The 12,749-nt window shown below is 74.0% G+C and carries 12 protein-coding genes; 6 read left to right on the top strand and 6 right to left on the bottom strand.

Annotation, left to right across the window (positions count from 1 at the left end; genetic code table 11):
- From ACIQGQ_RS35240 to ACIQGQ_RS35225, 4 genes are all read left to right on the top strand, one after another.
- Complete coding sequence (locus ACIQGQ_RS35240) at positions 1–1,266, top strand: choice-of-anchor A family protein (RefSeq protein ID WP_402404145.1); 1,266 nt, start codon at positions 1–3, stop codon at positions 1,264–1,266.
- 94 nt (positions 1,267–1,360) lie between these two features.
- A complete protein-coding gene (locus ACIQGQ_RS35235) occupies positions 1,361–2,152 on the top strand; it encodes a DUF4253 domain-containing protein (RefSeq protein WP_402404143.1) in 792 nt (263 codons plus the stop codon).
- A 48-nt stretch (positions 2,153–2,200) separates the two neighbouring features.
- Complete coding sequence (locus tag ACIQGQ_RS35230; protein WP_402404140.1) at positions 2,201–2,557, top strand: hypothetical protein; 357 nt, start codon at positions 2,201–2,203, stop codon at positions 2,555–2,557.
- A gap of 52 nt (positions 2,558–2,609) precedes the next feature.
- Positions 2,610–3,032 carry a HEAT repeat domain-containing protein gene (locus ACIQGQ_RS35225; protein WP_402404137.1) on the top strand — a complete coding sequence of 141 codons (423 nt, stop codon included), beginning with the start codon at positions 2,610–2,612 and terminating at the stop codon, positions 3,030–3,032.
- On the opposite strand, the gene ACIQGQ_RS35220 is transcribed toward ACIQGQ_RS35225, so the two are convergent.
- From ACIQGQ_RS35220 to ACIQGQ_RS35195, 6 genes are all read right to left on the bottom strand, one after another.
- The gene (locus tag ACIQGQ_RS35220) at positions 3,029–4,057 is read right to left on the bottom strand and encodes a LacI family DNA-binding transcriptional regulator (RefSeq protein ID WP_402404134.1); all 1,029 of its coding nucleotides are present in this window, start codon (positions 4,055–4,057) and stop codon (positions 3,029–3,031) included. The genes ACIQGQ_RS35225 and ACIQGQ_RS35220 overlap by 4 nt on opposite strands.
- 67 nt (positions 4,058–4,124) lie before the next feature.
- Positions 4,125–6,005, bottom strand: coding sequence for a glycoside hydrolase family 36 protein (locus tag ACIQGQ_RS35215; RefSeq protein WP_402404131.1), 1,881 nt, complete (start codon positions 6,003–6,005; stop codon positions 4,125–4,127).
- Between the two features lie 10 nt (positions 6,006–6,015).
- On the bottom strand, positions 6,016–6,831 hold the full coding sequence (locus ACIQGQ_RS35210; protein ID WP_402404129.1) for a carbohydrate ABC transporter permease: 816 nt from the start codon (positions 6,829–6,831) through the stop codon (positions 6,016–6,018).
- A complete protein-coding gene (locus tag ACIQGQ_RS35205) occupies positions 6,828–7,784 on the bottom strand; it encodes a carbohydrate ABC transporter permease (RefSeq protein ID WP_402404126.1) in 957 nt (318 codons plus the stop codon). The genes ACIQGQ_RS35210 and ACIQGQ_RS35205 overlap by 4 nt, the downstream gene beginning before the upstream one ends.
- Before the next feature lie 5 nt (positions 7,785–7,789).
- On the bottom strand, positions 7,790–9,121 hold the full coding sequence (locus ACIQGQ_RS35200) for an ABC transporter substrate-binding protein (protein WP_402404123.1): 1,332 nt from the start codon (positions 9,119–9,121) through the stop codon (positions 7,790–7,792).
- Positions 9,122–9,206: 85 nt separating this feature from the next.
- Complete coding sequence (locus tag ACIQGQ_RS35195) at positions 9,207–10,373, bottom strand: aminotransferase class V-fold PLP-dependent enzyme (protein WP_402404121.1); 1,167 nt, start codon at positions 10,371–10,373, stop codon at positions 9,207–9,209.
- A gap of 328 nt (positions 10,374–10,701) precedes the next feature.
- Here ACIQGQ_RS35195 and ACIQGQ_RS35190 point away from each other — a divergent pair, with 328 nt between their 5' ends.
- Both ACIQGQ_RS35190 and ACIQGQ_RS35185 read left to right on the top strand, forming a co-directional pair.
- The gene (locus ACIQGQ_RS35190; protein WP_402404118.1) at positions 10,702–11,952 is read left to right on the top strand and encodes a sensor histidine kinase; all 1,251 of its coding nucleotides are present in this window, start codon (positions 10,702–10,704) and stop codon (positions 11,950–11,952) included.
- A complete protein-coding gene (locus tag ACIQGQ_RS35185; RefSeq protein ID WP_402404115.1) occupies positions 11,949–12,623 on the top strand; it encodes a response regulator in 675 nt (224 codons plus the stop codon). The genes ACIQGQ_RS35190 and ACIQGQ_RS35185 overlap by 4 nt, the downstream gene beginning before the upstream one ends.
- The last annotated feature ends 126 nt before the right edge of the window (positions 12,624–12,749 follow it).

Raw genomic sequence — 12,749 nt, 5'->3', positions numbered from 1 at the left:
ATGCGCATATCCGCAGCCGCCGCAGCCGCCACGCTCGGTGGAGCCCTTGTCCTCGGTCTGACCGTCGCCCCGGCCGCCCAGGCCGCCCCGGCCGACTCGGGCTCGTGCACCAACGACGCCTTCTCCGTCGCCGGGAAGTACGGCGAGTTCGTCCTCGGCGACGACGTCCACACCCCCGACGCCGAGGGCGCGGTGGCCGTGGGCGGCAACGCCGACTTCCGGGGCGGCTTCAGCGTCGCCAACGAGCTCTCCGCCGCCGAGGTCGACGCCCTGCCGGGCCGCGCCTCCCTGGTCGTCCGGGGCGACCTGCTCAACGGCAACTCCGTCACCGCCGTGATGAAGGGCAACGCCGTCGTCGGCGGCGACATCCGCGACCGCGCCCTCGAAATGCACGCGGGCAGCGTCAGCAAGAACGCCGGACTCATCGACTTCGACGCCGAGTTCGGCAAGCTCCGCGCCTACTCCACCGCCCTCGGCGCCGAGGCCGCCACCGACGGCACCCGCGTGGAGGCCAGCGGCAACCGCCTCACCCTGGAGGGCACCAACTCCTCCCGCAACATCTTCAAGGTGACCACCGCCCAGCTGGAGAAGGCCAAGGAGGTCTTCCTGAAGGTTCCGGCGGGCGCCACCAGCGTCGTCAACGTCAGCGGCCGCGACTACGACATGGCACAGGCCGGCACCACCGGGTTCTTCCTCTCCGGCGGCCAGGACTTCGTCCTCGACGACAAGCTCCAGAGCGCCTCCGGCGGCAAGGTCCGCGCCCGCCTCCTGTGGAACTTCCCGGACGCCCGGACCGTCACCAAGCACAGCGGCGCCGCCTGGCCGGGCAGCGTCCTCGCCCCCAACGCCCACCTGGAGCTGGGCAGCGGCGCCCCGGTCAACGGCTCCGTCTGGGTCGCCTCGCTGCACGGCACCGGCGGCGCCGAGACCCACCACTTCCCGTTCAGCGGCTGCCTCCCGGAGACCGGCGAGACCCCGCCGCCCACCACCCCGAGCACCACCCCCTCCACCACCCCGCCCACCACCTCGACGCCGTCCGCCCCGGCCACCCCGCCCGCGAGCGGCACCCCGACCCCGGGCACGTCGAGCCCCGCGGTCCCGGGCACCCCGGCGCCCTCGGACAGCGCCCCGGGCGGCAAGTCGGAGGGTGACCTCGCCTCCACCGGCAGCAGCGGCACGATCCCGCTGGTCATCGGCACCGTCGTCGTCCTCGCCGCGGGCGCGGGCCTGACCGTCGCCGCCCGCCGCCGCTCGAAGCGCGCCTGATCCCGGGCCGTCCGGGGCGGGGCCGTCCGGGGTGAGACCCCACCGCCCCGCTCCGGACGGCCGGCTGTCAGTGGGGCCCCGTACGCTCACCGGCATGGCGAACCTTCCCAACCCGCTGGTGTCCCCGGCCGATTCGGGGCTCCGGCTCCCGCCCGGCTCGACGATCGACACCACCTGCGACGGCACCTGGCACGAGCCCCTGCTCTGGTGCGCCGCCGAGCCGGCGGCCCACGGCGACTGGCGCGAACTGCGCGCGGCCGGTCGGCCCGTGGGGCTGCTCCCGGTCCTGATCGACGGCGGGCGGCGCGACCAGTGGCCCGCCGAGTGGGACCTGATGCCGGAGGACACCTCGTACCCCGGCGACCACGACGCCGAGGAGATCCTCGCCGGGTACTGGCAGGACAACGCCCCCGAGGAGATCGACGCCGCCGAGAACGACTGGCCGGGCCTGGCCCCCGTCCCCGCCGCCGAGGGGCTCGACGCCCCCGACGACCTGGCGGCGGCCATCGCCGAGGAGTGCGTCGGCCCGGCCGGCTGGTACCCCGGCTCGCGGGCTGCGCTCGTCCCGGCCCGCCGCAGCGCGGACATCCCGGCGGCCATCGGCTGGTCCGGCCCGCTCAACTACGAGGAGGACACCGGCCGGATCAGCGCCGTGCTCCGCTCCTGGGAGGACCGCTACGGCATACGCGTCGTCGTGCTCGGCTTCGACACCCTGACCGTCACGGTCTCCCGCCCGCCCACCACCCTCGCCGAGGCCCGCGCGGTCGCCGCCGAGCACTACGCCTTCTGCCCGGACAACATCGACCAGAACCCGCCGTACGACCTCGACGCCTACGCGGAGAAGTCCGTGCTCGGGAAGGAGATCTGGTCCTTCTGGTGGGACTGAGTACGCGCACTCATGCGGCTTCCCGGACCGTGGAGTTGACTCGTACACATGACCGAAGACATGGACGGCGCCGCCGCACCCGACCGCCCCTCGCGCGCCTGGATCGGCTCGCTGGTCTCCACGCTCGCGACGCTCCCGCTCGGCCTGCTCGTCCTGTTCTACGGCGGGCTCTCCCCCATGGCCTGCGACTCCTGCACGGAAGCGGTCGCCCACCGGTTCGACAGCAGCTTCGGGCCCGCCTGGACGGCACTCTGCGTCCTGCTGGCCCTGGCCGGCGTCCTGCTGGTGGCGAGCTGGGTGGGCGCCTTCCTCAGGCCGGCGGCGGGGACGGTCCTCGCCGTGCTCGCGCCCGTCACGGTGTTCGTCGCCTGGGTCGTGTTCACGGCCATGGTCGACTGGCCCTGACCGGGCACCACCCGTCACCACGAAACACCACACCCTGACCGAAAGGCGCACCATGGCCCGGACTCCCGGCGAACTCGCCTCTCTCGTGGCCGAGTTCCGCGCCCTGCCCGCCGACGACGACCGCAGACACGCGATCGTCGCCGAGCTGGACGGCGACCCGGGCGCCGAACCGTTCCTGATCGGCGTCGTCGCCGACCCCGAGGAGTACGACCTCGCCCGCACCGAGGCCGCCACCCTGCTGCGCCTGTGGCCCCCGGCCGACCTGGCGCTCCGCCTGGAGGCCGGCCGGGCCCTGCTGGCCGCGCTCGACGACCCGGAGGAGGACCTCGTCCGCCAGTACGCCGCCATGGCCCTCGGCCCCTACGCCGACGACCCGGCGGTGCGCCGGGCCCTGACCGCCGCCGCGGAGTCGGACGACGACCTCCTCGTACGCGCCGCCGCCCGCAGCGCCCTCGGGGAGGCGGACAGAACCTAACGCTCCGGGGTGCTCGCGCGCACGATCGGCTCGGCGCCGAGCAGCAGCCCGCTCGCCGGGGCGGCGGCCGGGTCCTCGACGGCGGTGACCAGCCGGTCGACGAGGGCCCGTGCGATGGCCGCGAGCGGCAGCCGGGCGCTGGTCAGGGCGGGCTGGAGCAGCGTGCAGAGCGGAATGTCGTTGAACCCGGTCACGGCGACGTCCTGGCCGACCACGAGATCCACCGCCCGGACGGCCTCGTAGGCGGTCAGCGCGAGCCAGTCGCTCGCGCAGACCAGCGCGGTCGGCCGGTCCGGGCCGGTGAGCAGGCGCTGGACGGCGTGGGAGAGCGCGGCGGGGTCGTCGTCGGGGACACCGACCTCGAAGGCCCCGGCCGGGGCGGCCGCCGCGGCCCTGAGGAAGCCGGCCCTGCGGTCGGCCAGCCAGGGCAGGGACGCGGCGGAGTTCAGGTAGCAGATCCGCCGGTGCCCCTGGTCGAGCAGGAGGCCGACCAGGGCGGCCGTGGCGGCGGCGGAGTCGATGTCCACCCAGTTCTGCGGACGGCCGGGGGCGGTCCGGCCGAAGGCGGCGAACGGAACGCCCGCCTCGGTGAGCACGTCGACCCGGGGATCGTCGTGGACGACGTCGGAGAGGATGAACCCGTCGACCTGGCGGGCCGCGATCAGATCGTTGAAGGACCTGGCGACCGCCCCGGCCCCCTGCTGGGGATCGGAGCGGAACAGCAGGATGCGGTGGCCGACGTCGTCGGCGGCGGTCACCAGTGCCTGGAGGAAGCCGCCCATCAGGGGGTTGGGGTCGGCGGGGTTGTCGACCGGGGCCGGGTATCCGATGACCTTCCGGGTGCCCGTCCGCAGACTGCGGGCGGACTGGTCCGGCCGGTAGCCGAGCTCCTCGATGGCGGCGGTCACCCGGGCCAGGGTCGCCTCGCGCAGCCGGTGCGGGGCGTTGAGGGCGTTCGAGACGGTCTGCCGGGAGACTCCGGCCGCACGCGCGACCTCCTCGATGGTCACCTGTCGAGCGGTCATCGTTCCCCTACGGCGGTCGGCGGCGGGCTGGGGGCGTCCGACCCGTGCCCCCGGCCCGCGCGCGTATTCAGTCCCCGCGGGTCAGGGTGAGCAGACCACCGGTCGGTACGGTCACCGGATTCACCCCGGCGACGAGGTCGAGCCCGGTATCGGACAGGATCTCACCCCGGCAGTCCTGTACGCGGACACCCACCCGTTCCGGCCGGGCAGCGGTCAGCAGCACCACGGGGTCGGCGTCCGCGTTGGCGACGAGCACCGTCCGCGGACCGTCCCCGCCGGACCGGTCCGGGAGGGCGACGGGCAGCGGCGCGTACCGGGCGATCACGGCCGTACCGCCGTCACCGGCACGGACCAGGGGGTAGCCCAGGTCCGGCCGGGCGGGCTCCAGGTCACCGAGCTGGAGGGCGTCGGCGTACCGGCGGGAGACGCCGAGCCAGAACCGCAGGGCGGCGAGCTGGCCGGGGGTCTGTGCCGCCAGGTCGACGGAGATCTGCACCACCGAGAACAGCGCGTTGACGAGGTGGACGGCGATCGCCTCGGGGGTCTCGGCACCGTGCCACGTGATCATGTCGGAGTGGACGGCGAGCGGGCCTGCGGTGAGCCGGCAGTCGATGGTGCGCTGCCGGTTCTCGGCCGGGCTGAGCGGGCAGTCGGTGGCCCGGACCATCGTGGCGTACGGCCACAGCCCGGGGCCGACATAAGGCTGACGGTGCTCGACGATCACGTCGGGCCGCACCCGGCGCAGCCGGGCGTCGAGGTCGGCGAGGAGCTGGAGCAGGCCCTCCTGGACGGTGGCGCGGTCCGATCCGGCCGGGGCGGGCGGCGGGTCGGCGACGGCGAACTGGTCGATGAAGTCGAGCTTCAGGCCGTCCATGCCCCACTCCTCGACGGCGCGGGAGACCTTCCCGACCAGATGGGCGCGGACCTCCGGGTGGCGCGGATCGAGCACCGCCGCGTCCAGCCGGGGCACCTCGCGCAGGACCATGCCGCTGAAGCGGTCCCACGCCTCGTTGTGCCGCCCGATGAACGGCAGCGCGTACCAGAGGAGGTAGGCGAGGCCGGTCCGGTGGACCTCGGCGACATGGGCCGCCGGATCGGGGAAGGCCGCCGGGTTGAACTCCCAGTCGCCGCAGTGGCCGTAGCCGCGGGTCCGGTCGGCGGTCTGCCAGCCGTCGTCGACGATGATGCTCTCGCAGCCGACGGCGGCGGCCAGGGCGGCCAGCCGCTCGACGACGGCGGCGTCCACGTCCTGGTGGCGGCTGTACCAGGTGGAGTAGGCGGGCATCCGGGCGGCGGGGGCGATCCACGGACGGTTCAGGCCCTCGGCCCACCAGTCGGTGACGGACCGCAGGGCGGCGGCGAAGTGCCGGCCGCCGATGTCGATCCGCAGCCGCAGCGGCGGCCCGTCCGGGGTCGGTTCCTGTTCGAAGGTGAAGACGAACTCGTCGCTCTCCTCCACCACTCCCGCGCCGACGCGCACGGGCGCGACGGCCTCGGCGGCGGCCGTGCACAGGCCCCGGTCGCCCGCGCCGACCAGGCTGACGACGGGGGCGCCCAGGGCGAGCGAGACGGTGCGCGGGGCGGTCCAGGACGGCGGCAGCCAGCGCGAGGCGTCGGTGTCCGGGGTCCAGAAGGCGGTGGCCCCCAGGCAGGGGACCCGCCACTCGGCGCAGACCGTGGCCCCGGCCGCCGCCCGGACCTCGACCAGGACGGCGCCGTCACCGGCCGGGGCGACGGACGCCTCCAGCCGGTCGCAACCGGTCCCGGTGAGGTGGACGGTGAGCGGGGCACCGGTGGGCAGGGTCAGGCCGGTGGCCAGCCGTCGGTGGCAGACGGCGCCCGGGGCCCCGTCCGGCGTGTTCGGCCGCCACAGCGGGGCGAGTTGCCCCGTACCGGCGGCCTCGGCGGCTCCGGCGGGGACGGGTGCGTCGGTCTTCTCGGTGGTCATGACGGTGGCGTCACTCCTTGGTCGCCCCGGCCAGCAGGCCGGAGATGAACTGGCGCTGAAGGACGAGGAAGAGAGCCATCACGGGGACGGCGGCGATGCCCGCGGCGAGCAGGACCTGCGCGTAGTTGGTGGTCGACAGCCCCTGGAGGGTCGCGGTGGCCACCGGCAGCGTGTACATCTCGGGGCTGCGCAGCGCGATCAGGGGCCAGACGAACTGGTTCCAGCTGCCGAGGAAGACGAAGAGGGCGAGCGCCGCGATGATCGGCCGGTTGACCGGGACGACGATCCGCCACAGCACCCGGAGCTCACCGGCACCGTCGACCCGGGCCGCGTCCAGCAGCTCGTCCGGCATCGAGCGCAGCGCCTGCCGCATCAGGAAGATGCCGAACGGGGTGACCAGGCCGGGCAGGACGATCGACTGGTAGGAGTCGATCAGGCCCAGCTCCATCATCATCCGGAAGACCGGGATCAGCATCACCGTGTCGGGAACCACCAGGGTGCTGAGCAGCAGGACGAAGAAGAGGTTCCGGCCGCGGAACTCGAACTTGGCGAATGCGTAGCCCGCCAGGACCGACACGACGACCGCGCCGATCGTCTGGGTGCCCGCCACCACCAGGGTGTTGACCAGGACCCGGGTGAGCCCGATGGACTCCTCCAGGCCGCGCAGGTTCTCCATGAGGTGGCCGCCGGGCAGCAGTTTCGGCGGCCAGGAGAACACGTCCTTGTCCGCCTGGGTCGCCGCCATGGCGAGCCAGTAGAACGGACCGACGCAGAGCGCGAACGCGCCCGCGAGCAGCAGCGTCAGCAGGGGGCCGCGGGCCTTCACCGGCGCTCCCCCATCAGGCGGACCTGCACGATGCCGAGCACGGAGACGATCAGCGCGAGCGCGTAGGCGATGGCCGAGGCATAGCCGAAGTCGAAGTACTTGAAGCCGTTCTGGTAGAGGTACATGGTCACCGTCAGGGTGGCGTTGTCGGGGCCGCCGCCGGTGAGGACGTACGGCTCGTCGAAGAGCTGGAGCGTGCCGATGGTGGAGAGCACCACCGTGAGCAGGAGGATCGGCCGCAGCTGCGGCAGGGTCACGGAGACGAAGCGGCGGACGGGCCCCGCGCCGTCGACCATCGCGGCCTCGTAGAGCTCCTTCGGGATGCCCTGGAGGCCGGCGAGGTACATCACCGCGTTGTAGCCGGTGTAGTGCCAGGTGATCACGAGGACGACGCCGACCCGGGCCCAGGAGGGGCTGCCGAGCCAGTTCACCCGGTCGACGCCGAACAGGGAGAGGACCCAGTTCAGCAGCCCGGCGTCGCGGTTGAGGATCACGGAGAACATCACGCCCGCCGCGACCAGCCCGGTCAGCGAGGGCACGAAGACGCCGAGCCGCCACAGCGGACGCAGCCACACCTTGGCGGAGTCGAGGGCGAGGGCCACCAGCAGGGCCAGCCCCAGCATCAGCGGCACCTGGACGACGAGGATCAGCCCGGTGTTCTTCAGCGCGGTCCAGAACAGCGGATCGGCCAGCAGCCGCCGGTAGTTGGCGAGCCCGGCGTACGTCCGGTCGTCACCGGTGCCGGTGGTGAGGCTGATCCAGAGCGAGGACGCGATGGGGTACGCCTTGAAGACCGCGAACCCCAGCACCGCGGGCATGATCAGCAGATACGGGACGGAGCCGCGGGTCAGCAGCCGGCGCCGCCCCGGCCGGGCAGGGCCGGACGCGGGTGCGGGAACGGGAACGGGCAGGGGCGCGGGTGCGCGGACCCCTTCGGGCAGGACGGAGGCCATGGTCGTCAGGCCGCCTGCTGCCGGCCGGTCTGCTGGGCGAGCCGTTCCGCCGCCTCCCGCAGGGCGACGGCCGGGTCGGCGCCCTTGACCAGCACCCGGCTCTGGGCGTCGCCGGCGAGTTTCAGGGCCCGGGCGTAGTCACCGGTGTAGTTGGTGGCGTCGGAGCCCGAGGAGAGCGAGTCGACGAAGGTCTTCAGCACCTTCTGGCCCCCGTAGAACGGGTGCGGCGCACTGAACCTCGGGTCGTCGTACGCCGCGCGGAGCGCGGGGAAGACACCGCCGGAGGCGAACATCCGGTTGATCTCGGCGGGCTTGGTCAGCGCGTACTCGACGAACCGCCACGCGGCCCGGCGGCGCCTGCTCGACCCGGCGACGGCCAGATAGGTGGAGTTGACGATGACGCTGCGCCCGCCCCCGGCCACCGCGGCGGGCGGCTCCATGACCCGCCATTTCCCCTTCTGCTCGGGGAACTTGACCGCCAGGTACTCCACGGCCCAGGCAGGGTCCTGGGAGGTGGCGAGCTTCCCCTGGGAGAGCAGCCGCTTCCCGGTGCCCTGGCCCGCGGTGTCGGCGAGCAGCCCCTCGTCGTTGAGGCGCTTGATGAGGGTGAGGGCCTGGACCGCCTCCGGCCCGGCGAGCGTGATCCGGCCCCGCCGGTCGAAGTAGAAGGCGCCCTGGAGCTGCATCAGGTTCTGGAAGAAGTCCATGTCCGGGGTGGTGCCGGGCTTGTCGAGCCCGAGCAGCAGGGCCCCGGTCGCGGCGCGGATCCTCGGCCCGGCGGCGATCAGGTCGTCCCAGGTCCCGATGGCGGCGGGGTCGACGCCGGCCTTCTCGAAGTGGTCCCGCCGGTAGAACAGGCCGAGCGGGTTGACCTCCCACGGCAGGGCGCGCGGGGCGTTGTCCTTGCCCAGGAGGGTCGGCCAGAGCCCCTCCGCGAAGTCGCTCCGGTACCGGGAGGCCCCGAACCCGGACAGGTCGGCGAGGCCGTCGGGGAACTTCTCCAGATAGCCGGGCAGGTAGTCGACGCCTATGTGCAGGACGTCGGCGAGCCCCTTGCCGCCCGAGGCCATACCGACCGTGATCTTGTCCCAGATGGCCGGTTCGCCGACGTCCTGGACCTCGACCCGGATGCCGGGGTTGTCCCGCTCGAAGGAGGGGACGACGCTGCGCAGCGCCTCGGCCGCGGAGGTCCAGCTCCAGACGGTGATCCGGCCGCTGTCGCCGTCGGCGCCGACGGCACCGCCCGATCCGTTGTCACCGCAGGCGGTCAGGGTCAGCCCGGCGGCGGAGGCGGTGGCGAGTCGGAGCAGTCGGCGGCGGCTCGGGTGAGGGGACATCTCGGCTCCTGGGAGGGTCGGTGAGCGGTGGTGTGGGTGGTGCGGGTGGTGTGCGTTGCGGGTACGGCCGGTGGTGCGGGTGCGGTCAGCGGGCGGTGCGGGCGGCGGCGAGGGTGCGCAGCGCCTCGGTGAGCAGATCGGCGGCGGCGGCCGGGGTCGACGCGTGGGGCGACAGCCGGATCCACTCGTCGCGGCGGGTGGTGACGAGCCCGGCCGCGCCGAGGGTGCGGTGGACGGCGGCGGGGTCGTGGCCGGGCAGCCGGAACGTGCCGATGCCGCCGCGCTCCCGGGCGTCGACCCCGTCCAGCAGCACCTCGGCACCGGCCCGGCGCGCCCGGTCGAGCAGGTCGGCGAGGGTGGCCCGGATCCGGAGCCCGACGGCGGCCGGACCGCCCTGCTCGCGCAGGTCGTCGAGGGCCGCGCCGAGGGCCGCGGCGGCCGGGAAGTCCGGGTTGGTGGCGAGGTGGGCGGCGGCCCCGGGCAGCGGCTCGGCCGGATGCCGGGACGCGAAGGGGTCGGCGACCCCGGCCCAGCCGCCGAGCCCGGGCACCAGCCGCCCGGCGCACCGGTCGCGGACCAGCAGCAGCGCGGCGCCCCAGCCGGCCCGCAGCCACTTCTGCCCGCCGCTCACGAGGACATCGGCGGCCTCCGCTTCGAGCGGTACGGAGCCCAGGCCCTGGATGGCGTCGACGATCAGCAGCCGGTCGGGCCCCAGGACCTCCTTGAGGGCGGCGAGCGGGGCCAGATGGCCGGTGAGCGAGTCGACGGCGCTGACGGAGAGGGCGACGACATCGGGGGTGAGGTGGTGGCGCAGCAGGTCGGGGGTGACGTGCCGCTGCCCGGCCGGGTCGACGGGACGGACCCCGGGGCCGCCCCGGTCGGCGAAGCGCAGCCACGGGTAGAGGTTGGCGGGGAACTCGTCCCGGGGCACCAGGACCGTGCCGGGGCCCCGGAGCCCGGCGGCCACGGTGAACAGCCCGTTGCTGGTGGACGGGGCGAGCGCGATCTCGTGCGGCCGGGCACCGAGCAGCCGGGCCGCCGAGTCCCGGGCCGCGTCGGCGAGGGCGAACAGCCGGTCCAGATCGCCGGGGCCGAGCCGGGCGGCCAGCCCGGTCGCACCGGCCAGGGCCGTGACGACCGGCCGGGAGAGCGGCCCCACCCGGGCGTGGTCGAGATACCCCGCCCCGGGCCCCACGGCGAGGTCCGGCCCCGGGTCGGCGGGGCCGGGCGTCGAGCTAATTTGATCGTTCAAAACAATGCCCCAGCAACTCCGTCGAGAGGGAACTCCGTGGATTTGAAGGTTCACATTAGGGAGACCGGACCACCCCGGCAAGAGGTTCGTCGCAACTCTTCGCACCGGGAGGAGGAACACCGGCACCCCCCCCCGCTCCGGAGCAGCCTTCGCCGTGCCCTCATACCTGGGAGCCAGACGCGAGGACGGCTCCACGGCATGAGGCCGATCAGCGGCCCCACCCCGTAACGTCGCGTCCGGACGGACACCGGAACCACCGGCACCCGGCCCGCGCCGCCTCCGGCGACCGCGGGAGGACCCCCGAACGAACCAGGACAATACTGATCACATGGACAGGGTCGGGAAGGAGACGGTGCGCCGAGCGCTGAGCACCCTGCGGAAGGATCTGTGCACGTCGGCCCCGCAGCCCATGCCGCCGATGCGCGCCCCGGGGCCGCTGAGGTGGCTGCCGCATCTCGCGGTCGCCGCGGTGGCGGTGTTCGCGGCCGTCTCCGCCACCGAGGACATGGCGATGCGGCCGGTCGGGATGGCGCACGCGGCGCTGCTCGTGGTGGCGTTGCGCCTTCCGCTGCCGGCCTGGTGGCTGTCACTGGTGATGCTGCCGGTGTTCTCGCTGTACCCGCCCTTCAAGCCGTACGCGGGGTGGGCATGGGCCGTGCACGCCGGGCTGCTGTTCCTGGTCGCGCTGCGCAACCGGCCGCGGGTGATGGTCGAGACCGTGGCGCCGAGCGCCGCGCTGCTGCTGGGGCTCCAGCTGGCGGACGGCGGGATCGGGCCCTGGTACTTCACGGTGATCGTGCTGGTGCTGCTGGCCCTCGTCATGGCCGGGGCGACCGCGGTGCGCGGGACGCGGGAGGTCCGCGCCCGGCTCGCGGCGCAGGAGGCGGCCCTCGCCCAGGAGCGGGCGCACCGCACCGTTCTGGAGGAACGCGCGCGCATCGCACGCGAGTTGCACGACGTGGTCGCCCACCACATGTCCGTCATCTCCATCCAGGCCGACGCCGCCCCGTACCGGGTCGCGGACCCGCCCGGGGAACTCGTCGCGGCACTGGCCGACATCCGTACGGGGGCGCTGGAAGGACTGACCGAACTGCGCCGCCTCCTCGGGGTACTGCGCTCCGAGGACCTTCCCGGCGCCAACAGCCCCAAGGCGCCGCAGCCCACCCTGGACCGGCTCGACGGCCTGCTCGCGGGCGTACGGGCGGCCGGGCTCGACGTACGGGCGGTGACCTCCGGAAACCGCCGCCCGCTGCCCGACGGCGTGGAGCTCTCGGCCTACCGGATCGTTCAGGAGGCGCTCAGCAACGCGCTGCGCCACGCCCCCGGCGCCACGGCCCGCGTCGAACTCTCCTACGCCCCCGACGCCCTCCACCTGCGTGTTCTCAACGGTCCCGGACGCCGGGCCGCCCAGCCCTCCCCGGGCGCCGGGCACGGCATCCTGGGCATGCGGGAACGCGCCGCGATGCTCGGCGGGGAACTCTCCGCGGGCACGACACCCGACGGTGGCTTCGAGGTCACCGCGCTGCTGCCGGTGCCCACGGCCCCGGCGGCCCCGACGGACAAGGAACGGACCCCATGACGATCCGAGTGATGATCGCCGACGACCAGGCAATGGTCCGCGAGGCCTTCTCGGTGCTTCTCGGCGCCCAGCCCGACATCGAGGTGGTCGCGACCGCCGCGGACGGCCTGGAGGCCGTGGCCGCGGCCGGGGAACTCCGTCCCGACGTGATCGTCATGGACATCCGGATGCCCGGGATGAACGGCATCGACGCCACCCGCGAGATCACCCGGCAGGCCGACCTGTCCGCCAAGATCCTGGTCCTGACCACCTTCGACCTCGACGAGTACGTGTACGAGGCGCTGCGGGCCGGCGCCAGCGGCTTCCTCCTCAAGGACGCCTCCGGGGTCCAGCTCGCCGAGGCCGTACGCGTCGTGGCCGCGGGGGACGCCCTGCTGTCCCCCGAGATCACCAAGCGGCTCATCAAGGAGTTCTCCCTGCTGAGCGGCGTGGCGAAGCAGCCCGCCCAGGTGCGGATCGACGTACTCACCAACCGCGAGACCGAGGTGCTGGCGCTGGTCGCCCAAGGGCTGTCCAACGCCGAGATCGCCGGGGAACTCGTCGTCGCCGAGCAGACCGTCAAGACCCACATGGGCAGCATCCTGCAGAAGCTCCAGCTGCGGGACCGGACCCAGGCCGCGGTCTTCGCCTACGAGGCGGGCCTGGTCGTTCCCGGCCGCACCCACCTGTGATCCGGCCCGGCCCCGTCCGGCCGGAGCGGGACGGATCCCGGCCCCTCCGGCGGACCCCCTACCCGAGAGCCAGGCCGAAGAACGGCTCCGTGGCGGGAGGCCCGCACGGGTGTCCGGTTCATACCT

The sequence above is a fragment of the Streptomyces sp. NPDC092952 genome, from assembly GCF_044754785.1.
In the GTDB taxonomy this organism is placed as follows: domain Bacteria; phylum Actinomycetota; class Actinomycetes; order Streptomycetales; family Streptomycetaceae; genus Streptomyces.
The sequence above is the reverse complement of the archived record's forward strand: the minus strand, read 5'-3'. Positions and strand labels throughout refer to the sequence as shown.

Bases quoted from the DNA above. Each gene is read 5' to 3' on its own strand.
- ACIQGQ_RS35240 (WP_402404145.1), top strand. From the start codon at position 1: ATGCGCATATCCGCAGCCGCCGCAGCCGCCACGCTCGGTGGAGCCCTT.
- ACIQGQ_RS35235 (WP_402404143.1), top strand. From the start codon at position 1,361: ATGGCGAACCTTCCCAACCCGCTGGTGTCCCCGGCCGATTCGGGGCTC.
- ACIQGQ_RS35230 (WP_402404140.1), top strand. From the start codon at position 2,201: ATGACCGAAGACATGGACGGCGCCGCCGCACCCGACCGCCCCTCGCGC.
- ACIQGQ_RS35225 (WP_402404137.1), top strand. From the start codon at position 2,610: ATGGCCCGGACTCCCGGCGAACTCGCCTCTCTCGTGGCCGAGTTCCGC.
- ACIQGQ_RS35220 (WP_402404134.1), bottom strand. From the start codon at position 4,057: ATGACCGCTCGACAGGTGACCATCGAGGAGGTCGCGCGTGCGGCCGGA.
- ACIQGQ_RS35215 (WP_402404131.1), bottom strand. From the start codon at position 6,005: ATGACCACCGAGAAGACCGACGCACCCGTCCCCGCCGGAGCCGCCGAG.
- ACIQGQ_RS35205 (WP_402404126.1), bottom strand. From the start codon at position 7,784: ATGGCCTCCGTCCTGCCCGAAGGGGTCCGCGCACCCGCGCCCCTGCCC.
- ACIQGQ_RS35200 (WP_402404123.1), bottom strand. From the start codon at position 9,121: ATGTCCCCTCACCCGAGCCGCCGCCGACTGCTCCGACTCGCCACCGCC.
- ACIQGQ_RS35190 (WP_402404118.1), top strand. From the start codon at position 10,702: ATGGACAGGGTCGGGAAGGAGACGGTGCGCCGAGCGCTGAGCACCCTG.
- ACIQGQ_RS35185 (WP_402404115.1), top strand. From the start codon at position 11,949: ATGACGATCCGAGTGATGATCGCCGACGACCAGGCAATGGTCCGCGAG.